The 22,937-nt window shown below is 58.0% G+C and carries 15 protein-coding genes; 6 read left to right on the forward strand and 9 right to left on the reverse strand.

The genetic code is table 11. The features are described from left to right. Positions 1-4 precede the first annotated feature (4 nt). The 5 genes from ACZ5K9_RS14855 to ACZ5K9_RS14875 form a co-directional block, all read right to left on the reverse strand. On the reverse strand, positions 5-502 hold the full coding sequence (locus ACZ5K9_RS14855) for a hypothetical protein (protein WP_464272101.1): 498 nt from the start codon (positions 500-502) through the stop codon (positions 5-7). 12 nt (positions 503-514) lie between these two features. Then, positions 515-2,359, reverse strand: a complete 1,845-nt coding sequence (locus ACZ5K9_RS14860; protein WP_464272102.1) for an ABC transporter ATP-binding protein — start codon at positions 2,357-2,359, stop codon at positions 515-517. A gap of 6 nt (positions 2,360-2,365) precedes the next feature. Further along, on the reverse strand, positions 2,366-4,141 hold the full coding sequence (locus ACZ5K9_RS14865) for an ABC transporter ATP-binding protein (protein WP_464272103.1): 1,776 nt from the start codon (positions 4,139-4,141) through the stop codon (positions 2,366-2,368). Between the two features lie 7 nt (positions 4,142-4,148). Continuing rightward, entirely contained in the window at positions 4,149-4,805 is a 657-nt protein-coding gene (locus ACZ5K9_RS14870) for a queuosine precursor transporter (protein WP_464272104.1), read from the reverse strand. 67 nt (positions 4,806-4,872) lie between these two features. After that, complete coding sequence (locus ACZ5K9_RS14875) at positions 4,873-5,466, reverse strand: flavodoxin family protein (protein ID WP_464272105.1); 594 nt, start codon at positions 5,464-5,466, stop codon at positions 4,873-4,875. A gap of 496 nt (positions 5,467-5,962) precedes the next feature. On the opposite strand from ACZ5K9_RS14875, the gene ACZ5K9_RS14880 reads away from it, so the two are divergent. Then, positions 5,963-6,739, forward strand: coding sequence for an ATP-grasp domain-containing protein (locus ACZ5K9_RS14880; protein WP_464272106.1), 777 nt, complete (start codon positions 5,963-5,965; stop codon positions 6,737-6,739). Beyond that, positions 6,736-7,512 carry an SIR2 family NAD-dependent protein deacylase gene (locus ACZ5K9_RS14885; RefSeq protein ID WP_464272107.1) on the forward strand — a complete coding sequence of 259 codons (777 nt, stop codon included), beginning with the start codon at positions 6,736-6,738 and terminating at the stop codon, positions 7,510-7,512. The genes ACZ5K9_RS14880 and ACZ5K9_RS14885 overlap by 4 nt, the downstream gene beginning before the upstream one ends. Before the next feature lie 11 nt (positions 7,513-7,523). On the opposite strand, the gene recN is transcribed toward ACZ5K9_RS14885, so the two are convergent. Then, positions 7,524-9,242 (reverse strand): DNA repair protein RecN, encoded by a 1,719-nt coding sequence (gene recN, locus ACZ5K9_RS14890; RefSeq protein WP_464272108.1) that lies wholly within the window; start codon positions 9,240-9,242, stop codon positions 7,524-7,526. Between the two features lie 117 nt (positions 9,243-9,359). On the opposite strand from recN, the gene ACZ5K9_RS14895 reads away from it, so the two are divergent. Further along, a complete protein-coding gene (locus tag ACZ5K9_RS14895) occupies positions 9,360-12,050 on the forward strand; it encodes a 1-acyl-sn-glycerol-3-phosphate acyltransferase (RefSeq protein ID WP_464272109.1) in 2,691 nt (896 codons plus the stop codon). 108 nt (positions 12,051-12,158) lie between these two features. On the opposite strand, the gene ACZ5K9_RS14900 is transcribed toward ACZ5K9_RS14895, so the two are convergent. Further along, positions 12,159-13,355, reverse strand: coding sequence for a M24 family metallopeptidase (locus tag ACZ5K9_RS14900; protein WP_464272110.1), 1,197 nt, complete (start codon positions 13,353-13,355; stop codon positions 12,159-12,161). Between the two features lie 195 nt (positions 13,356-13,550). Next, positions 13,551-14,297 carry an HAD family hydrolase gene (locus ACZ5K9_RS14905; protein WP_464272111.1) on the reverse strand — a complete coding sequence of 249 codons (747 nt, stop codon included), beginning with the start codon at positions 14,295-14,297 and terminating at the stop codon, positions 13,551-13,553. 351 nt (positions 14,298-14,648) lie between these two features. Here ACZ5K9_RS14905 and ACZ5K9_RS14910 point away from each other — a divergent pair, with 351 nt between their 5' ends. After that, positions 14,649-16,658 (forward strand): sensor histidine kinase, encoded by a 2,010-nt coding sequence (locus ACZ5K9_RS14910; protein ID WP_464272112.1) that lies wholly within the window; start codon positions 14,649-14,651, stop codon positions 16,656-16,658. A 553-nt stretch (positions 16,659-17,211) separates the two neighbouring features. Here ACZ5K9_RS14910 and ACZ5K9_RS14915 read toward each other — a convergent pair. Further along, a complete protein-coding gene (locus ACZ5K9_RS14915) occupies positions 17,212-19,185 on the reverse strand; it encodes a chemotaxis protein CheW (RefSeq protein ID WP_464272113.1) in 1,974 nt (657 codons plus the stop codon). 332 nt (positions 19,186-19,517) lie between these two features. Between ACZ5K9_RS14915 and ACZ5K9_RS14920 the strand changes: the two genes are divergently transcribed. Both ACZ5K9_RS14920 and ACZ5K9_RS14925 read left to right on the forward strand, forming a co-directional pair. Further along, a complete protein-coding gene (locus tag ACZ5K9_RS14920; RefSeq protein WP_464272114.1) occupies positions 19,518-21,170 on the forward strand; it encodes a hybrid sensor histidine kinase/response regulator in 1,653 nt (550 codons plus the stop codon). Then, positions 21,167-22,702, forward strand: coding sequence for a sigma-54-dependent transcriptional regulator (locus ACZ5K9_RS14925; RefSeq protein ID WP_464272115.1), 1,536 nt, complete (start codon positions 21,167-21,169; stop codon positions 22,700-22,702). The genes ACZ5K9_RS14920 and ACZ5K9_RS14925 overlap by 4 nt, the downstream gene beginning before the upstream one ends. Positions 22,703-22,937: the final 235 nt, after the last annotated feature.

The raw sequence follows: 22,937 nt of genomic DNA on the forward strand, positions 1-22,937 counted from the left end.
GCCTTTAATCGCCGGACCGCTCTTTGGCCAGTTCTTCGGGGCTCATGGTCCAGAATGGAGTCCCGTCTTTGGTGAGCCGGACCTTGAACTCAAAGTGATCACCTTTTTTCACTTTGGAGGCCATAAGAACTTCCTGACCGTTGATGTCCGCCCAGCAGCCCGTCACTTTGACCGTATCTCCGACCTGGATGCCCATGGTTTTCGGATCGATGAACCACTTCGGGCCAAGATGGACCAACGTCTTGGTGCCATCCTTGTCTTCCACCATCAAAGCCACTCCAGGGCTCATCCCTTCCATGGGGATCACTTCCTGGATCTTGATGACCGTTCCTTTGATCTTGTCGAGCTCCTGCGGATTGTAAAAGCGATCGTAGGTCCCGCCCTTTTCCCATCCACCCATTTGACCAGAAGGCGGTTGGGCCGGGGAAAAACCTGAGGAACAGAGGATCAGGACCCAAAGAACGGAAGCGGTGATGAAGGGCGGCAAACGTCTTGTGGCCATGGTCAGCTCCTTTTATTTGAGGATTGGCATTTCGTGAGGAGGTCGAAACGAGTGGTTTTCTTCCTCTCGAACACGCGCCAAACTCCCGTAGAACAACTGGGCGTAAAGTCCACCCTGTCGAAGCAGATCGTCGTGGCGGCCGATTTCCGCAACCTGTCCGCCGTCCAACACAAGGATGCGGGAAGCTCTCCGAACCGTGGACAACCGGTGGGCGATGATAATGCCGGTTCGTCCGGCCAGTACCGTGTCCACGGCTTTTTCGATTTCCCGCTCCGTTGACGAATCCACATTGGATGTCGCTTCGTCAAGAATAAGGATCTTGGGGTCCCGTGCCAACACCCGAGCAAACGCGAGGAGCTGTTTTTGCCCAGTGGAGAGATCCATGCCTCCGGGGCCGATCCATGTATCGAGGCCTTCCGGGAGGCGGTCAACCCAGGGGCCGAGCTGCGCATGGGTGACGATCCGCTCCAGTGTGCGGGGATCGGGCGATAAATCCAAGCAGATATTTTCCCGAAGAGTTCCAGGCACAAGAAAAACGTCCTGCATGACCAAGCCGATTTGACGACGCAGCCAATGGACGTCCAAGCGCGCGAGGTCGTGCCCGTCCAGGAGAATACGCCCTTCAACCGGGTCGTAGAAACGTTCCAGCAAGTTGATCAGTGTCGTCTTGCCGGCTCCTGTGGCGCCGACGACGGCGAAGGTCTCTCCCGGCTCGATATGGAAAGAGACGTCGTTGAGCACTCGGCGACCGGAATCGTACGCGAAGCCGACCCGCTCAAAAGTGATGGCCCCACGCACCCGAGGCAGCGTGATCGCTTCGGGGGCCGGTGGAGACGGGTGGGTGTCCAAAAGCTCAAAGATCCTCTCGGCGGAAGCGAGAGCGGATTGGACTATGGAATATTTCTGGGATAATTCCCTCAGAGGTTGAAAGCACAACCGGAGATAAGAGAAGAAAGCAATCAGGGTTCCCAGAGACATGTGCCCTTCGATGATCTTCCGGCCTCCAAACCAAATCATCAGGGCCACGGCCGTGGAATGCACCACCTCGATGAACGGCATAAAAAAGCCGAAAATGTGGATCTGACGGAGGGCGGCCCGGCGATGAGCTTCGTTGAGTTCTTCAAAGCGGACGGCCGCATCCTTCTCCCGGCGAAAGATTTGAATGATGAAAAGGCCCCCGATGGCCTCCTGAAGGAACGCGTTGATCCGTGCCAAGCGTGTCCTGAGGTCACGAAAGGACTCCCGGGCCAAGCGGCTGAACCACCAGGTCACCGCCAACACGACCGGAAGCACCGCGCACAGCATGCCGGTGAGTTGCCAGTCCATCCAAAAGAGAATGGCAATGATGCCGAAGAGCTGGATGAGGTCGGTAAACACCGTGACCACGACCGAAGTCATGGCTTCGTGCATGTTTTGGACGTCATTGGTGAGCCGGGTGACAAGTTTTCCCACGGGGTGTCGGTTCAAGAAGGCGACATCCAGGTGCATGACATGGTGGAAGAGGCGCTGTCGGAGCGCGTGCATCACCTGTTGGCCGGCCCATTCCAAAAGAACCACTTGAAAAAAGTTGGCCACGAATCCTGCGGTCATGAGTGCCACAAAAATGGTGGTCAAAGTCCAAAGACCGTGGAGACGTTCCGCGAAAGCTAAGGTTTCCACGGTGATGTATCGGTCCACGCCCAACCGCACGACATAAGGAATGGCCAAACCGGTAGCCGAAATCAGGATGGAAAGGACCACGGCCCCGAGGAGGGGCTTCCAATAGGGCCGAAGGATCCCCAGAAGGCGTCGCCAGAGCTTCAGATCTCGGACGCGTTCAAGTTGAGCCTCTTCAAAATACCCGTATCCGTAATGCATAACGCGTCAGCTCGTAGACCCGGTGCGGGTTTGATGCGCATGGATGGTTCTGTAAAAGAGATTCCGTTCAAGCAATTCAGAATGGCTGCCCGCATCGACGATGCGTCCGTTTTCCATGACCAAAAGTCGCTGAGCCATGACCAGCTGGGCGATCCTGTGGGAGATCATCAGGCACGTTTTCCCACGGCAATAGTGGGTGAGACGGCGCAGGATGATCTGTTCGGTCTCCGTATCCACCGCGGACAGCCCGTCGTCAATGATAAGAATAGGACGATCAAGAAGAAGGGCCCGAGCCAAAGCGATTCGTTGTCGCTGGCCGCCGGAAAGGCGAATGCCTTTTTCGCCGATACGCGTGTCGTAACCCGACTCCATGCTGAGGATTTCGTCGTGGATCGCCGCCGCCCGAGCCGCTTCTTCGATTTCCTCGCGTCTGGCCTCAGGTTTCCCGAAAGCGATGTTTGCCGCGACAGTGTCAGAGAAAAGCACTCCCTCTTGGGGCACATAAGCGATCAGAGACCGCACGTCGGCACAGCGCAGGTCGTTCACGTCGCGCTCGTTGACCATATAGGTCTTGTCGGGCACGGGATAGATTCGGGTCAAAATGTGGCACAGCGTGGATTTGCCTGAGCCGGTAGGTCCGATGAGACCGGTGATGCCGGGTTCAACGGTGAGCGAGCATTCCTGGAGCACGGGGTTGGCCGTGCCGGGGTAAGTGAAGGTGCATTGATGGAGGCGAAGAGTAAAAGGCTTTGGCGGAGGAGGTGCCGGGTGGGGGGGGTCCCGAAGAGCTGCTCGGTCTGCATGGAGACTGCGGAGACGATGGAGGCTTGTCATCCCGCGCTGAAAGAGATTGGCGACCCAGCCGAAAGCCATCATGGGCCACGTGAGCAGGTGGAGGTACGCGATGAAGGCCACAAAGTCGCCGGGACTGATAACGTGCTCCATGACAAACCGGCCGCCGAAGTAGAGGACGAGAACGACGCTGGCGTTGCCCACCAAACCCGCAAACGGAAAGAGCGTGCCCTGCACCATGGCTACCCGCAGGTTGTGGTGCACGTAAGCACGGCCCAGCATGTCGAAACGGGCCGTCTGGGCGTCCTCTTGGTTGTAGGCCTTGAACAATCGTATCGATGCCAGGGTGGTTCGGGCGCACTCCGTCAGTTCTGAAAACTTTTCTTGAACTTGGACGAAGCGTTGATGAAGTCGGCCGGATAAAGACCGGGTCGCGAGCGCCAAAAAGGGAAGGGGAGCCACGGCCAGAGCGGTCAACCCGCCGTGGAGGGCGGCCATAAAAGCCAAGGCTGCGACGCTCATGAAGACCGCGTCCACGAAAGCAACCGTCCCCATGCCGGCGGCGAGTTGCACAGAGGCCAGATCGTTGCCTGAAAGGGCGAGGATATCTCCTGGACTGCGGTGGTGCAGGGCTGTGCGGTCCAGGGTCAGCACATGCTCGACAAGGTCCCGGCGCAGGTCTTTTTCCAAAAATCGGGAAAACCCCAAAAGAAAGTAGCGCCAAAAATAACGCAAGACGGCAATAAGCAAGGCCAAGGCCACGATCTGTGCCGACCGCACGGCAAGAAGGGTCGTGTCTCCGCCGGACGATATGCCGTCCACGGCGTGTTTCATGACCCGGGGGATCCACAACTGGAGGATGTCCACCAGGGCCAGGCAGACGAAGCCCGACAAAAGCCGCCACTTATAATGGCGGACGAAAGGCTTGAGGAAAAGCAGCGCGGGCCAGAGTTCCTGTCCCTGTGAACTTTTCGGCCTAGGGCGGCTCACAAGAGACTCACCGACTCGTTGATGCCTGCAGCGTTGGCTCGACAGGCGCCCATCGCCGACTTCTCAAGAGCCATACAGCAGCGTAGACCACTGGTGTATCCAATAGGGCGATCGTCAATTTAATCAACCACTGACCGACGATCAACGGGGTGATGGGCATGACCCCGTAGAACGCGATGGTGATGAAGACCACCGTATCGATGAGCTGGGACGCCGCCGTGGAGAGGTTGTTTCGCACCCACAAGTACTTCCCGTGGGTCAGTCGCCGGAGAACGTGGAAAGCCCACACGTCGTGATATTGGCTGAGAAGGTAAGCGCTGAAGGAGGCCACAATGATCCGGGAGGTGCTGTCCAGAACTGTCCGAAAGGCCGGGTCATGAGGCCAAAAAGCGGCGGGGGGCCAGTGGACGGCCAGTCGCACCAGAACCAGCGAGAGGAGAAGGGCCCAAAAACCGCCCAGAACCACCGTGTTGGCCTTTTCCCGTCCCCACAGTTCGCTGATGACATCGGTGACCATGAAGGTGACACAATACGCCAACACTCCGGCGGGAACCACCAAACCAAAAACCGTGATAATCTTGCTGGCAAGAACCGAGGCAATGATCAAACTCCCCACAAACAAGCTGTTGAGAATGACGAAAGCTCGTTGGCTCTTTTCTTCCATAGTGCCTCCATGATTCGGGGAAGTCCGCTTGGGGCGGCGGCCACGCCGTGTGGCTCCTGCAGGGCCCTCAGTGAGAATCCATGAGTGCCCGGGCGAACTCTTTACCTTTTTCGCGCGCCTCGAGCAAGTCCTCTGGGCGTTTGAGAATGTCACCTTCGGCGTCGACCCCCCGAATCAGCAGGGTGCCCCACAGATCGGCTCCAAGGGCGTCGAAGAAATAACGGGCGGTGAGGAGCACACCGTCGAAAAGCTTTCTCCCGCGTGTGGCCCCCGCGGCGATAAAAAACCCTCGGCGTGGGTAAGCCCGAGAACCGAAAGGCGTGCCGTCGATCCAGTAACGTTTGACCCAAAAAGACTGGCAGCGGTCCATGAAGATCTTTGTATGGGCGGACACCGTATAGAAAAAGACGGGTGAGGCGATGATGATGCCGTGCGCCTGGACAATGGCGTCGGCCACTTTGTGGAAATCGTCTTCGATGACGCATCGCCCGGACGTCTTGCACCCATAGAGTTCCAGGCATGGAGAGATCTTGAGGTCCCGCAGATGGAAACTATCGACAACGGCTGCGACTTCCCGGGCCCCTTCCACGGCATGGGCCAGCAGCGTAGAGGTGTTCCCCGACTTTCTTGGGCTTCCGTGTATGGCGACGATCCGAACCATGGCCACGCTCCTTCCGTTCTCGAGAAAAATAGCCGCGAAAATTTTGACATGGGATCCCCATCTGTGCCACAGAAATTTCGCTGAGGCAAAGAAGCATCCATGATCCATGAGATTTCCTCTATGCCTACAACTGTCTTCCCGAAGACACCATGATGAATTTCCGTCTCTTTTATGCTATAGAGCCGCCTATGGAATGTTCCCCTGGCAGGAGCAACGATGTGGATGTCTGAAGGTCGGCCTAAGCCATTTCGTTCCACGAATTCGGGTATATCGTTATGCCAACACACGTCTGCAGCACCGTTGTCCTCTTAGGGGTACGCCCCCGGGGGCGCCCCAACACCGGCTTCCGACCCGATCCAGTGGACCGCGTCGACTCAGGGCAGTCACGGGAAACTGCCCCGACGGTATTGTTGCCGCAGGCCGGTGTCGAACTCACATCCTGACCCCAAAACAGTAAAGCGATGAGCGATGGCGGAGATCGCACGGATTCCGGAAGATGAAAAAGGACAAAGTCTCATTAGGAAAACGTCTGCGTCGGTGCTCTTCTGTGCGGTGTGTCGGGGTGCAAGCCAATTATTTGGACTACCCTGAAGACGTGCGGGAAGCTCTTGCTCGAAGCCCGACGGTCTATTATCCCAGCCGGCTCTATGAGGACTTGTTCCGGTCTCTGGGAAAACGCGTTTTCCCTCGGAATTACTATCTCTTCATGGGGAACAAGATTCGGCAGACCGCTCTATTTCAATTGTTGGGCATTCCTCACCCGCGCACCCGGCTCTATTACGGCAAAGATCGGCTTTGTCGGATTGCGGCGGATTTTTCCTTCCCCATGGTCGCCAAGATTCCTGTGGGGTCGTCGCAGGGTGACGGCGTCTGGTTGGTGCGCACGGAAGACGACCTCAAAGCTTACCTGGCGGATCATCATCCTGCGTATATTCAAGAATACCTCCCCATCGATAAAGACCTGCGCGTGGTGCTCATCGCCCGTCAGGTGATTCATGCCTACTGGCGCATCGCCCGACCCGGGGATTTCCGAAACAATGTCTCTCAGGGGGGAAGGATCAGTTTTGAGGACATTCCCGAGGACGGTTTGGAGTTCGCTCGATGGACGGCCGCGGTGTGTGGATTCGACGAAGTGGGCCTGGACATTTGTTACGCGCACGGAAAGTGGTGGGTCCTTGAGGCCAACATGGCTTACGGGCTCGAAGGGTTTCGACGGCGCGGGCTGGACATCTACGCAATGTTTCAATCCCTGGACGAAGGAGGCGCCCTGTGACTCGCCCGGACCACGCGGCGAAAGACATGGCTGAGGTTCAAAGGAGGGTGCGCCACGCTCGGCGGATCGTCGTGCTTACCGGGGCGGGGATCTCGGCGGAATCCGGAGTGCCCACCTTTCGAGGAGCCGGAGGATTATGGCGGACTTATCGAGCCACGGACCTGGCAACCCCGGAGGCCTTTTCCCGTAATCCCCAGTTAGTGTGGGAGTTTTACAATTATCGGCGGGAGGTTTTGCAGCCCCTCAAACCCAATGCCGCTCATCGGGCACTGGCGGCCTTGGAATCTTACGGCAAGGATTTCGTTATCCTCACCCAGAACATCGACGGGTTGCACCAAGCCGCCGGTTCCCGCGCCGTTGTGGAACTCCATGGCAACATCTGGTGGGTCCGTTGCACGGGATGCGGTCGGAAAAGCGAAGACCGCAGGGTTCCCATCCCGTTTCCGCCGCACTGTGAAGCTTGCGGAGCCCTGCTGCGACCCGATGTGGTGTGGTTCGGCGAATCTTTGGACCCCAATGTGCTGGCTAAGGCCTACGAAAAACTGGAAAAATGCGATCTCATGCTGGTCATCGGGACGTCCGCGGTGGTTCAGCCCGCTGCTTCCATGGGGCTTTACGCTCAACATCACGGTGCCTTCGTGGTTGAAATCAATCTCGAGCCGACGCCCTACAGTCGGGCTTTCCACGTAAGCCTCATGGGAAAAGCCGGCGAACTGGTGCCGCAGATCGTCCCCGTGGGTGCAGACGACGCCGCCGCAGGGCGTGAACAATGAGCGTCCACGCTTCAGGAAACTTCGTCGGAAGTGCCGGCTGAACTCTGAGCGCGTTCGAGCCATTCCCGGGCGTGCGCCAAGGTTTTGTCGGTAATGACCACGCCGCCCAGCATCCGCGCCGTTTCCTCCACCCGCTCCTGAGCCGTGAGTCGGTTAATGGCCGTTTGGGTGGTTTCCCCATGGCTTTCCTTGGCCACTTTGTAGTGATGCGTTGCGAAACAGGCAATTTGGGGAAGATGGGTGATACAGATCACCTGAAAGCGCTTGGCCAGTTGCTGGAGCTGACGGCCGACGAGTTCCGCCGTGCGCCCGCCGATGCCCGAGTCCACTTCATCGAAGATCAAGGTCTCCGCTTCGCCTTGTCGGCTGAGCAGGGTTTTAAGCGCGAGGAGGATTCTCGAGAGTTCACCTCCGGAGGCCACCTTGGCAAGGGGTTTCAGGTCTTCACCGGGATTGGCCGAAAGCAGGAATTCCACCCGATCGATGCCTTTGGCGGTAAGGTGTGCGGTGACTCCGCGGGGATCATCGGTCGGCGGCGTGGCGAACATCACATCAAATCGGGCTTTGGGAAGATCCAGACGGGCCAGAACTTCTTCCACGTCCTCTCGAAGTCGCGCGGCTGCCGACCGCCTCTTTCGGGATAGCTCTTCGGCCAGGTGCCTCAAGCGTGCCTCGGCTTGGGCTGCCTCTTTCTGGAGCGCTGCTTCTTCCCATTCCACAGCGCTCTCGTCGCCGAGCGCCTTCCGGAGGTCGTCGCGTTTGCGGATCATATCCGCGACGGTGGGGCCGTACTTCTTCGATAATCGGCCCAAAACCGCCAGTCGATCCTCCACCTCCGCCAGTCGTCCCGGATCGAAACGGATCGTCCCTAGGTAACGTTGCACGAGGTAGCTTAACTCTTCGGCATGAATGCGGGCTTGCTCCACATGGTCGAGGGCGGGTTTCTGACTCGGATCGATGCCTGCAATGGTGTGGAGGTGTTTGCCGATTTCGTTGAGTTTTTCCAGAACGGCCCCTTGGTCTCGGTACAGTAAACGATACACGCTCTCGCCGGCCTCATGCAAAGTGGCGGCATTCTGAAGCAGCTTCCGCTCGGCTTGAAGTTCTTCATCTTCGTTGGGGACAAGACGTGCCGCTTCCAGCTCGTGAAGTTGGAAACGCATGAACTCCATCTGTTCCCGGCGCTGCTGCTTCAGCTGGTGGAGTCTCTTGACGGCCTCGAGCTTTTGAGTCCATTCGAGGTAGGCACCCGCCACGGCGTCGGCCTCTTCGCTCAGGGTGCCGTATTGATCCAGGAGGTCCAGATGGACCTCGGGATTGAGGAGGATCTGGTGTTCATGCTGGCCGGAGATGGATATCAGTCCGGTGGCCAAGGCCTGCAATTGGGATAAAGTGGCCAGACGGCCGTTGATGAACACACGATTTCTTCCGGAGCGGCTGACGGTGCGCTTGATGACCAGTTCCGTCGAGGGATCCGCCCCCATGCTGAGGAGCCGAGGCGCCAGGATGTCCGGGGACTCGAAAGTGAAAAGAGCCTCCACTGTGGCTTCTTCGGCCCCGGTTCGGATCATTTCTTGGGATGCCCGGCTGCCCAAAAGCAAGTTCACGGCCCCCACAAGGATGGATTTTCCGGCTCCCGTTTCCCCCGTAATCACAGTGAAGCCGGAATCGAAGCTCACCTGAAGGTGGGAGATGATGGCGAAATTATGGACCACAAGTTCGCTCAGCACGGAACCCCTCCCGTTGGTTCCTCAGAAAAATTTTTCCCTAAACGAATCGGCTTTTGATAATTTACGGCGCTCCGTGGCCACAGATCGATCCATTTGTTTCACAAGGAAGGATGCACGATGCGCACGTGGTACCAGTCTGTCAAGGATGCCGTCTTCGGGAATAAAGGCAAGGAAAAACAGACTCTGAAAGACGATCCCTTCGGTTTTTCCGTTCCGTCTAAACCCCGTTTTTTCCTGAGCCCGATCTTTGAAAGACTCATCGCCAAGACATCCATCACCGAAGATCAACAAAAGCTCCTGGAAAGTCTTGCCGAAAAAGGGGTCATCATCTACGCGCTCCGACATCGATCCCAACTGGATTTCGTCTACGTGAGCCTGCGACTCTACCAGTTGGGGCTTCCGACGCCCACCTTTCTGTTCGATCTCCGCCCGTATTTTTGGCAGTCCAGATCCTACGCCGCCGCCGTCGCCCTCCGCAATTTCGTCAAGCATCTCACCCGCGACGGGGTCCCGGATCCTTACGAGCACGGATATTACCAAGATTTGGTGCGCCAGGGGCGATCGGGACTGCTCTTTCTCCTGGGAGAAAAAGGCTACTATCAACGGACTGTCATGGTGCGCCACGACCCTCTCGAACATCTCCTCTCCATCCAGAAAGACCTTTCCCGACCGATCTACGTGGTCCCTTTGATGCTCCTCTACAGCCGGGCTCCTCGACGGGAGCGCCGGGGTTTTTGGGACATTGCCTTCGGGAATCCGGAAAGCCCGGGTTTGGTGAGAAAGCTCGTCTCCTTCGTTCGCAATTACTCCTACGGGGCGATCGAAGTGGGCGAAGCCGTGGACCTTTCCCAAGTGCAAAAAGAACTCTCCGAAGATCCGTGGGAGCGCCGCAAACAGGTGTTCGAACTGCGCCGAAGCCTGATCGAGTCCGTTCAGGAGATTCGGCGGGCCGTGGTGGGCCCTGAAATTAAGAGCAAGCTGGAACTCAAGGACATCATCTTGCACCACCCGAAGCTCGAGGCCTTCATGAAGCGGCGGGCCAAGGCTTCCGGGGAACCCGTGTGGAAAATCCGCAAAGAGGCCGATGAATACTTGGAAGAAATCGCCGCAGATTATAGCTATACCTTGATTCAGTTGGGCGAAAAGCTGCTCACGTGGATGTGGAACAATCTTTTTGACGGCATCGAAGTGGATATGGAGAGTCTGCATCGCGTGCGCAAAGCCGCACGTCACAACACCCTGGTCTATGTGCCGTGCCATAAAAGTCATATCGATTACCTTATCCTTTCTTACATTCTTTTCCGTAACAACCTGTATAGCCCATTTATCGCCGCGGGAAAAAACTTGTCCTTCTGGCCCCTTGGGCCGATTTTCCGCCGAGGCGGAGCGTTTTTCATCCGCAGGACTTTCCGAGGTGCCCGCTTCTACTCCGAAGTCTTTTCCCTGTACGTGAAGACCTTGGTGAAATTTGGACACAATATCGAATTTTTTATTGAAGGGGGCCGCAGCCGAACGGGCAAAATGGTGCTGCCGAAATTAGGGCTTTTAGCCATCCTGATTCAGGCGGTGGAGGAAGGTTTTTGTGACGATTTGGTCTTTGTGCCCACGTCCATCTGTTACGACAGGATCCCGGAAGAGGAAGTCTATGTCAATGAGATCACCGGGGGCAGCAAAAAAGAAGAAAGCCTGGGGCAACTCGTGCGTGCCAGAAGGTTTCTCAAGAAGCGATACGGGCGGGTTTATGTCCGTTTCGCTGAACCCATATCCTTGCGGCGCTACCTGGAGCGGCAGCGTTACGACCTGAAAACGCTGCCGTCCAAGGTGCGCCATGCCATGTACCGAGACTTCGCCTTCCGGATCATTTCCAACATCAACCAGGTCTCTCTGGTGACGCCCCACGCCTTGGTTTCCGCGGCGCTCCTGTCCGGGGCCCGCAAGGGTATGGCCAAAGGCCAACTGCTCCAGTCGATCCAGGTGTTCCTCCAATACTTGGAACAAAACCGGGTGCGTTTTTCCCGAAGCTTCCAAAACTTCGACGTCATCATCGAGGACACGCTTAAAGATTTAGTCAAAAGCAAGCTTCTGGACCGGCTCAAAGACGAAGATGATGAACTGGAGGAAGAAGTTTTTATCATCGACGACGAAAAACGACTCACACTGGAATATTATAAAAACAATATCATTCATTTCTTCCTTCCGGCGGCTTTCGTCTCCACATCCATCCTCAAGCAGGAAACCTTCCGATTCAGTTTGGGAGACATCCTGGATGACTTGGCTTTCATGAAGGATTTCTTCAAATATGAATTTGTCTATGACATGGACCTAAGGGACCACCAGTTGGTCAAGAATGTTCTGGATATTTTTGAAAGACTGGGATGGTTGCGCAGTCTCGAGCCCGCAGAGGACCAACCTTACATGCTCACCCACCGCGGGCTTATGGCCGCCCAAACGTTCCACGGCTTGATTCGAAACTTCTTCGAAACCTATTGGTTGGTGCTTCGGTCCCTGCGCTATGTGCAGAAGAAACCCTACCTGGAAAAAGATTTCATCAAGAAGGTCCTCTCCGCCGGGGAAAAGCATTTCAAGATGGGACTCATCGAAAGGCCCGAATCCATCTCTAAGATCGTCGCCGGGAATGCCCTGGCCTATTTCGTGGAAAAGGGCCTCTTGGAAAGACGGGTCGACGACTCCAAAGGTGAAGACAAAGCCGTAGAAAAGTTTGAATACACGGCTGAGCGTCAGCAGATCCAATACTACAGCCGCTGCATCAGCCGACTTCTTCGGGCGCCGCATTTGGCTCTGCAGTGATCCATCGAGCACCGGGCCGGAGGGAAGATCATCCCACGTTTGAGGGCTTCAGGGACCTCGCGGCGATGACCTAAAAAAATCGCGGACCGAAACACGCCCGTTCCGCGTTCAATCGAAAATGACGAGGTCCTCTGGAGTCACGTTCAACGGCTCGGCGCCATGGGCATTCACCACATAGGTGTTCTCGTAGCCGGCGATGCCCGTTCCTGGAATCACCCATTTGGGTTCAAAGGCGAAGGTCATTCCTTCCCGCAGGACCATCTTTTGGCCTTTGGCGATAAAAGGAAATTCGTCCACTTCCAGACCCAAGCCATGAGCCAGAAAAGACACGCCGCTGTCGTTCGGCCCCATGAAGTGCTCTGATCGGTGAGCTTTCCTGACTTTCTCCAACACACGGTCGTAAAGCTCCCCAGTGACTGCCCCTGGGACGGCATGTTCCCTGAGCCATTGATGGAGTTCCCGGCACATCTCATAACGGTCTTGGAGCACTTGGGGGGGAGGCCCGAGGCAGAAGTTTCGCGTTTGATCGTTAAGGTACCCGTTGTGGTTCATCATGGTGTCCACACTGACCAAATCCCCTCGGGCAATGGTGCGGCACCCGGACCCCTGGCTGAAAGCCGGGCTGATGCCGGGACCGCCCGTGGGCTGATCCGCATACGCGGCTTCGGCGGCTTCCGGCCCTGAAAGGACATGGCCGAAATAGATTTCCAGATTGAATCCGCGGACTCGGGAGAAGCCCAAGTGGCCCGCACGCCTGGCTGTTCTTTCCAGTTCGGCCAAGAGATCCCATTCCCGCAGACCTTCGTGCAAAAACTGAGGCACCGCTCGAGCCACGGCATCGGAAATCACGGCGGCGCTCCGCATCATGTCCAATTCCCACGGCGACTTCACCATCCGAACCTGGCGAATGAGCCCGCTGACGTCCACAATGCGGTCTTTGGGAAAAAGCTTCTCGTCAAAGAAAAAGAATATGTTGGCGGGCAACACGTCCAGTTCCATGCCGAGGGTGCGGGGCGAGGCGCGTCCTGTAGCCTCATCCACCAAGGAGGGGAGCTGTTTGAGGGTTTCCAACGGGATCACGGGCCTCAGAGGCGTTTGCTGTTGGGCCCGGAGCACGTCCCGGCGTACGGCAAAAACGGGATGCCCCGACGCGGGAATCACCAGCCAGGCGTCCTGCACGGTGCCGGCAAAATAGTAGAGATCCGCATTTTGGCGAATGAGCGCCGCATCCACTTGATGCGATTGAAGCAATGCCTGAAAGGCGACGATTCTTTGGGCGATCTCCGAAGAAGGCACAAGCTCCATGGGGATTTCCTTTCCTGATGAAGCGGCACGCGGGAAAGCCTGTCCCAAAACAGGCACATGCTTTTTATCGAACGCTTGCCATGCCCGCGGCCGTCGGTAGGCCGTTTCGCCGTCCCATGCCGTGCGGCGTGGGAGAGGGTGTCCTGTCGGCATGGGCATGGCGGGGTGCATCTTTTTCCAAACCGCCCTCTCAGATTATCCATCGGGCCGCGAAGCGTGTGCCTCCGCGGCTTGGCGAAGCCGTGAGAGGGAAAGATCCGCAAGGCGAGGCACGACCCAATGGGCCTGCTGCAGGTCGGCCATCGGATAGGTATGAGCCACGGCCACCACGAAAAGACCGGCGCTTCGAGCCGCCTGGATGCCCGTGGGAGTGTCTTCGAGAACCACAACGCCCGAGGGTGCAGTGCCATCGGACGCGGGATCCCCGCGAAGGGCGGGGTGCATGGCATATAACGCCTTCAAAGCCCGTTCGTAGGTTTCCGGATGGGGCTTGCCGGCGCGCACGTCGTCGGCCGACACGATGACGGAAAAAGCCTCCAGCATGCCCAGACTTCTCAGAATCATACGGATCTCTGCCGTCTTGGCACCAGAGGCGATGGCCAAGGGAAGGCCGGCCCGCTGGATGTCCTCCACCAACTCCCTGGCTCCGGCAAAGGGAACCACACCTTCGGCGACAATCCGATGAAAAGCGGCTTCCTTGGCGAGCAAGAGGCGCTCGAAAAGATCCGGGTCCAGATCTTTACCGGCGTCTTGAAACATGGCTCGAAACGCGTCCCGATCGTCGAACCCAATGTAGCGCTCCACATAGACGTCGTAGGAAGGCGACAAACCCAACGGCTTCAGGACCTCACAAAAGGCCTTGTAGTGAAGGGGTTCCGAATCCACGAGCACACCGTCGAAATCGAAAATGACCGCTTTGAGGTCGAACCGGCCTTGGGGCATCCCGAGCTCCTTGAGTGGGATAGGAACAGCACCTTCCGTTTGGGTTTTGTTTGCGCATGATAGCAGAACGGCGCTATTGTTCAAGAGAGGCCGCCGCACGAGCCGCGGTCCCGCGAAATCCGAGGACTCCGGATGCTTTTCCTCGGAGAGGGGAAGGCTGCGGCTGCACAAGACCATCCGATTCGGCAACGGGCCTGCGGAGGCCCGCAGGACCCAGGCGAATTCTACCGTGAGGATGGGATCATGCACCGTGAGGTGAGGTGATCCTGCTCTGAGGGACAAAGACGGATTTACGCTGACCCAGCTGTGGCGGGCGCCCAAGACGATGTTCCCCCACATATGAGGCTTCCCATGGGCCGGTTCTCAAAAAGCTCTGCCGCTTTGGCCTCCACCCGCACCAAGCTCATCGCCACCTTTCTTCTCTTTTCCTTTCTCACGGGAGGCGTTCCCCTTTTGGTCGGCGGCGGCGTGCTCTACGACACTTTTTTGCGCGAGGCGAAAATCCGTGTCACTCAAGACCTCAACGCCGCCCGCCAAATGTACGCGGATCATTTGGACAAGATGGCTCTGGCCCTGTCCGTGGCGGCCCAAACGGCGGATTTTCCCCGCTTTCACAAGGAATTCGGCGGAGAGGTTTTGGAGTCGTCCCTTCGGATTCTCTCGGAAAACAAATCCTTTGATCTAGTCGGACTGGCCCACGAAACCCAAGGCCTGTGGGTTTACTCCTCAAACCGGCTGCGACGGATTCAGGCTGACCCCACATTCCTTCCTTGGGTGGAAAAAGCCCGGCAACGGCAGGGGCCGGTCCGGGGAACCACGGTGCTTCCGCTGGCCGAGATGGCGCGCCTCGATCCCGCCCTGGCTGAAAAGGCTCGACTGCCCCTCAAGCCTTCTTCGCCGGACACCGCCGAGCCGAGCTCTTTTTTGGAAGAGGCCATGGTGCTCACGGCGGCCGTGCCGGTGGAAAACCCTCGCGAAGGCTCGACAGTTCTTTTCGGCGTCAAAGTCCTCAACGGAGACTCAGCCTTTGTGGACGCCATTCGCGACAGCCTGTTCCGCGGCACGGAGCCCGACGGCGGGAGCCACGGCACCGTGACCATTTTCCTAAAGGATGTTCGCATTGCCACCAATGTTTTGGAAGAAGACGGTCACCGCGCTCTGGGCACGCGGGTTTCCCCGGCCGTGGCCCGCCATGTCTTGGGTCAGGGAAAACGCTGGAATGACCGAGCCTACGTCGTCCGCGACTGGTTCATCACCTGTTATGAAACCATCGAGGATTTGGACGGCCGTCCCCTCGGCATGCTCTACGTGGGCGTGCTGGAAAAACCTTACGCCGATGTGCGCGACAAGGCCATTTTGCTTTTTGCGGTGTTGAGTATCTTGGGGATGAGTGTGGCCATTGGGCTGGGATATTTTTTGGAATGGAAGATCATCACCCCCATGGTGCGGCTGAGCCGCGCCGCTGCGGAGGTTTCCCAAGGCAATATGCGGCCCGATCTCGGGCCCGCCGTGAAGGGGGAGATCGGTGTGGTGCAAAAGGCCTTTGCCTCCATGCTGGAAGCCCTGCGCGATCGAGAGACGCGGCAGAGGCAGGAAACGGAAAGCAAGCTCGTCATGGCGCAAAAGCTGAGCAGTATCGGGCGACTGGCGGCGGGCGTGGCTCACGAGGTGAACAACCCTCTGACAGGGGTCCTCACCTGCAGCCATCTCCTTTTGCAGCGGGACGATCTGGACGAGGAAGCCCGGGAAATGCTCACGGTCATTGTGGAGGCGACCGAGAGGGTGCGGCGCATTGTCAAAAGCTTGCTGGACTTTTCTCGGCAAACCTCTTTGCGCATGGAACCGTCGGACCTCCACCGGGTGGTTCTGGACACCTTGCCTTTGGTGGAAAATCAAGCGGCGGTCAAGGGCGTTCAGCTGCAATACATCCCGGGCCGGGATGTTCCCCTGGTGGCAATGGATGTGCAGCAAGTGAAGAGTGTCCTGCTCAACCTCTTGCTCAATGCGCTGGACGCCACGGAACCAGGGGGAGCCGTCACGGTGTCCAGCCGTGTGGCCTTGTCCATGAGCCGGGAAGGCGCCAAACGCCTTGGTGTTGAACTCAGCGTAAAGGACACCGGCTGCGGCGTGCCGCCGGAAAACTTGGAAAAGATTTTTGAACCGTTCTTTTCCACCAAGGAGGTCGGCAAAGGCACCGGCCTCGGCCTGGCGGTCGCCTACGGCATCGTTTCCCGCCACGGGGGGATGATCCGCGTGCAGAGTCAGGTGGGCCAGGGCACCGAGTTCACCATCTGGCTGCCTCTGGAAGAGGGTGATGGCGCCGGACGAGAACTGGGCAACCAAACGCAAGAGCGGAAATGAGCGCGACATCTCCGAAGGAGCCCGCCCACGGGGTGCGGCGTGTTGCTGATGCACGGGGGATGTGGGCCGGGGGCGTATACCTCTTGAGGGCCGAGAACTTCGTTTTGTCCACCGCCCGTGCCGATCCTTGTGGAAAGCCACTCCACGGCGCGTCATCCTGGGCATGGCTCCCGCTCGTTCGGGGAACCTATCCGCCGAACCTTTCCCTTTTATAAACCGTTGCACGGTCCCGGCTTAGGTCTTTGGGCCTCTCGCACCAGCCCACGCCCTCTTGGAACCCTTATGAGCAGGGACCTGGGCTTTGGGGGTTGGCTCACTCCGGTGCAGGTTTGTGTCCGTTTCCCTTGCCGGGGCTCTCCAGGAGTGCAGGGACGAGGCGTTCTCTGCCGGGTGGCTGAGCTCCATCGGGAAATACGCCATCCAGCGCCTTGTTCCCGCACCCTTTGAGCCGGCAGGCGCCCGCCCCGGTGCCCGCCCCCACGGTCTACGGCGGAAAGGTCCCGCCGTCAACCCCGTCGCGCTTGTCCAACACGCCGGAAAGCTTCGACTCCTCTCAGGCGGCTTCGGGTTCCCGCAGGGATTCCGAAACGGCTGCGGTGTCCTTTGCGGAAAAGAGGCGTTGGACGTCGAGAAGAATGCGGACCGTGTCGCCGTCTTTGGCCATGCCGGCGATGTAATCCAGCGGGGCGCCCAACCCGTAAGATGGACTGTCTTCGATGTGCTGAGCTTTGATGTTCTCCACGTGCGAGACCATATCGACCACCACACCCAGGGGAAGTCGCCGTCCGTTTTGATGGGTTTCCAAAATGATGATGCACGTGCGATCATGATACGCAATCTCGGGCAGACCAAACTTGAGCCGAAGATCCACCACAGGGATCACCGTGCCTCGAAGGTTCAACACGCCTTTGAACGCCCGAGGCAAACCCGGAACGGAACGAATGGGCATCATTCCCACAATTTCCTTGACGGAAAGCACATCCACACCATAGGCCTGATCCATGAGATGGAAAATGAGATACTGCCCTTCCCGGTCGAGGTTCGTTTTGTGGGAAAGGGTGGTGCCGGTCTCCAGCGCTTCGGCTTTCTTGAGGGCGAAAGTCGAGGCATCATGGAGGATCGAACGGCGCCGGAACCCTCCCGTTTCGCGGCAGGCGGCTTCGGCAAACCGCAGGTCCAGTAACCGGTGGATATCTATCCGCGTGCCCAATCCCATGGATTCCAGCATATAGTCCTGAATCTTGATAAAATCTTCGGCCACGGGCAGAAGATCGTCCGTTTTGATGCCCATGGGGTCCGTGAGTACGCTTTTGAGAATGGCTTTTTTCAGGCCTAGGGTTCCCTGAGGGTCGAGGAACTCCACGCCGATTTCCGCGGCGGTGTCGGCGTTCCTGCTGATGAATTGACCTGCGTGCACCAACATGGCCACCAGCTCTTGGACCGCCTCGGGGTGGTCCTGGATGATCTCTTCGCGCACGGCGACCACGCAACACGGGTGGTTTTCCCACAGTTCGCCCGAAAGAAAGAGCTCTTCCGCAGCGCCTCCCGCAATGGCTTTGGTCCCGATGGGTTCGGCGACCATAAAGCCGCAGGCGTTTTCCTGGCTCGACAGCATTTCGGGCATGCGCACCGGAGGTGCCACTTCGTAGGTGACGTCGCACCCCTCCCGCCCGGCGGGACCGGGGTTCAATCCCAACCCGGTCAAAAACATGTGGGACAAAATGTGATGGATGGACAGCTCATGGGGAATGTAAAATGTCTTCCCTGCGAAAAAGGACCTTAAAGACTGGACGGGGGTTTTTTTCCGCACAGCGATGCTCCCGTTTTTGTGGGCCAGGAGGACTATGCGCACCGGCACACCATAGCTGAAAAGATCCACGGCGATGGGACCCAGGATGAAAGCGGCGTCCACTTCGCCTTCCGCCAGCGCTTTCTGGACCGGGTTCCAACTGGACATGCACACGGTTTCCAGCTGGAACGAACGGGGGACCTGCTTGCCGCTTTCCATAAAATGCTTGAGCACGCCGAGGGTGAGGTGGTCGGTGATCTGGATGTGGGCGATTTTGAGCTTGAGCTTGCCCGATGGCAGGATTTCGGCCTGGCGCCTTTGAGACACGGCGTGTTCCGCGAGGGTCTTCCCTGCCAGGGTTTCCTCGATGGCGCTCTGGAGTTCCTGGGGCGCGAAAGGTTTCGTGATGACGGTGTTGGCGCCCGCTTGAGCCGCCTCCATGCGCTCCTTCATTTGCGCCCGTCCGGTGGCCATGATGAAAGGAAGGTTTCGATAAGGCCCGGAGGATGAGCGCACATGGCGCAACAGCTCCAGCCCTCCCATTCCGGGCATGTTCCAGTCGCTGATGACCAGACCGATCTTCGGGTGTTCTTGCAACATCCGCACGGCGTGCCGCCCGTCTTCGGCTTCCAGGATGTTGTGGAAGCCCAAGGCGTTGAGGGTTTTAATCTCCATTTTGCGCGTGATCGCCGAATCTTCCACCAGCAAAATCTGCAAGTCATTCTTCGTGCTCATCATTTTCCCTCATCGGTGTGCTTCTCATCTCCCCGTTCAGTCCTCCGCGCAGTGCTGCATCGAGGCGCTTTTCGGAGGGGCTGTCTCCGGTATAGAATCGGAAGGAATTCGGGAAAGCTTTAACACGTCGTTCCCCCTGCCGGGGGCTGCCAGACAGATCGCGCCGCTGTTTCAGTTTCGCACAAAGTGATTTACTATTCCGCGCTTTATACGCTAAGAAATACACGGTTCACCGCCAATTCACACTGCGCACGCGTTCTTGCAGAACTCGGCATAAGGGCTTGATCCCGCGGTGCGGGGGCAGATGAGGCGACGTCATCACGGAGATGAGTGCCATGAGCGGCGGCCGTATTTGGGACGAGCAGGGATTTCGCGAGATTTTCAACCACATGGCCACGGGGATCGCCGTTTATGAACCCGTGGAGGACGGCGCTGATTTTGTCTTCATCGACATCAACCCGGCAGGGGCGGCCATTGGCAGGATTCCTCGAGAAGCCCATCTCGGCCGGCGGGTGACGGAGATCTACCCGGGCGTTGAAGCGATGGGACTCCTGGACGTGTTCCGAAAGGTCCGGCACACGGGGGTGGCGCAGCACTTTCCTGTGACACTCTACAAGGACGATCGCCTCGAGCTGTGGGTGGAAAACTACGTGTTTCGTCTGCCGTGCGGGTACATTGTCGCCGTCTATGAAGACCAGACCGCCGCGCGAAAGGCCGAAGCGGAGAAAGCCGACCTTCTGCGGCAGATCCATCGCATACACAAGATGGAAGCCCTCGCCACACTGGCCGCCGGTATTGCCCATGACTTCAACAATCTCCTCATGCCCATTCTGGGCTACGCGCAAATAGGTCTGGATCGGGTTCCGTCAGACAATCCCGCGTGCCGGTATTTCCAGCGGATTCTCGATGCGTCGCAGCGGGCGAAAGAATTGGTGAATCAAATCCTTCTCATCAGCCGTGAGATGCCGCACGTGGAAAAGGCGACGGATCTGGTGCCCATCCTTAAGGAATGCGTGAAATTCCTTCGAGCCGGTGTGCCGAAAAACGTGGACATCTTCTATGAGACCCTTCCCGAAACGGCGCCTGTTCGGGCCGATCCCTCAGAACTTCACCAAATTCTTTTGAACCTTGCCGTCAACGCCTACCATGCCGTGCGGGAGAAAGGCGGTCAGGTGGTTTTGCGGCTGGACTGCCCATGCCGAGATCAAGAAGCCCTGAAGCACGTCGGCTCCTTAGACCGCCCCTATGTCCACTTGAGAGTCACAGACACCGGTCCGGGCATTCCACCGGATGTGCACGAAAAAATTTTCGAACCCTACTTCACGACGAAAAGCCCGGAAGAAGGAACGGGGCTGGGCCTTTTCATCACCGCTGGAGTGGTTCGTCGCCTTGGGGGAGCGGTCTGGGCGGAGAACGCTGCGCACGGGGGCGCAGTGTTTCATGTGCTTCTCCCGGAGGCGCCCCGGACGGTACCCGTGGAGACCGCCCTTGACGTCCTCCCTGCTGAGACATTCGACGTGCACGTCTTGGCCGTGGACGATGATCCCGACGTGCGCAGCGTCCTCAAAGCCTTCCTCACTCCCATGGTGCGCCGCCTGACCTTGGTCGAAACTCCTGAGAAAGCCCTTGCCGTGTTTCAGGAGAATCCTTCGGATTTTGATCTTATCCTCACCGACTATTCCATGCCGGGAATGACGGGCCTTGATGTGGCCGAATCGGCCAGAACCCTTCGACCGGACGTTCCCGTGCTCCTTCTGACGGGATACCGATGCCTGGAGGATCTGGCCGAAGACAAAACCCGCCTGGTGGAGCGTGTGCTTTACAAGCCCATCTGCAGGACAGAGCTGTCACGGGTCTTGGCCGAAATTCTGTCGGAACGGCACGGCGGGGTCACATCCGGTCCAAGGCATCACACCTTGATGTCCAACGCGGATCTTTTTCAACGCGGGAATGAAAGTGGTGCGGAAGAGGGTCCTGACGCCTCATGACTCGAGAAGCTGAACGAGACAGCGGTTTGGCCCCTAGAGGACCCGAAAGAGGGAAAGCCGGGCGGGTGTTGGTGGTGGAGGACGATCCCTCCGTACGGGATTACTTTGTGGAGGTTCTTCAAGGGCATGTTTTTTCAATCTCTGTGGCTGCAACCCTCCGCGAAGGACTGGACGCCGCTGCAACGGACATTTTCGACGTGGTCTTTCTCGATGTGCTCCTTCCCGACGGGTCAGGTCTGGATTTTATCGGCCGGTTCCGCGATCGTCCCACCCGCCCCGAAGTCATCATTATGACGGCCCAGGGGGATCCTCACGGGGCCGCGTTGGCTCTTCAGCACGGCGCGTGGGACTATCTTTGCAAACCGCTGAGCGTCTATGAGATACGTCTCGCCGTCACCCGCGCCATGGAGTATCGGGGTGCGACGCAATGCATAACGCCTGGCGTCTTTACCATTGCGGACTTTGTGAGCACGGCGCCCGCCATGGCCGAATGCCTGCGGGCTGCGGCTCAAGCCGCGGCCTCAGACCTCCCCGTCCTCATTACGGGAGAAACCGGGACGGGAAAAGAACGGCTCGCCCGCGGTATTCACGACAACAGCTCTCGAGCGCCCCATGCTTTCGTGGTGGTGGATTGCACGGTCATTCCGGAATCCCTTGTCGAGAGCCACCTCTTCGGCCATGAAAAGGGGGCTTTTACAGGCGCGGACCGGCAACGTCCGGGGCTCGTGCAGCTGGCCCATAACGGCACCCTTTTCTTGGACGAAGTGGGGGACCTTCCTTTGGGAGCCCAAGCGAAGCTCCTTCGCCTTCTCCAGGAAAAGACGTTCCGCCCCTTGGGCGCGAAAGACGAAATGTTCTCGAATTTCCGCCTCGTGGCGGCCACTCATCGTCCCCTTGAAGCCCTTGTCAAAGAAGGACGTTTTCGGGAAGATCTCTACCATCGGATGAGCGGGATCAAGGTGGCTCTGCCACCCCTTCGGGAACGCAAGGAAGACATCCTTCCCCTAGTCCAAGACATACTTCGACGGGAGGCCCAGCGCAGCGGAGGGGAGCTCAAGGGGCTGTCGCCCGACTTTGTCGAAACCGTGCTTCAATACTCCTGGCCGGGAAATGTGCGGGAGCTGATCCATGCGGTCCTTCACGCCCTGGCGTTCTGTGGGAACGCCCCGACGCTTTTCGCCGCCCATTTGCCGGAACCCATTCGCCTCCATGTCGTCACATCACGTATACCCCCGAAAGACTCTTCTCCTCTCCAAGAGGGCGCTCCGAGCGGTCTGGAAAAAACCATGCCGCCCTGCATTTGGGAAGGACCAATGCCCGTCTACAAAGACTACCGAGAAAAGATCCTGGCCTGGGCTGCTCGACGCTATCTTGAGGAGCTGCGCAAAAGATGCGGCCAGGACCTCCGACAAGCCTGCCGCATGAGCGGCCTTTCCCGATCCCGCTTGTACGCTCTGATGAAGGAAGCCGGCGCGCAAAAAGAAGATGCCTTCTCATCGATCCAGGAAGCCGGGGCTGAACGTCTGGGATGATAGCGAAGTCGGATCATCTGCTGAAAGGGTCAATCCTGTCGTGAGGACGTTTCGGCTCACCCCCACGGTGAGAAAAAGGGACTTTCCGGGGGAGGACGCCACGGAGTCTCCTTGCGAGAAGGTGCACCCCAAGATCGCCCTTTCATAGAAGACCGCGCGATCCTGTTTTCCTGGAACAGAAGACACCTGTCCTGAAAAAATTCCCTTTTCTTCCACCACAGTGAAATCCTAGCAA

The organism is Desulfosoma profundi, assembly GCF_055387865.1.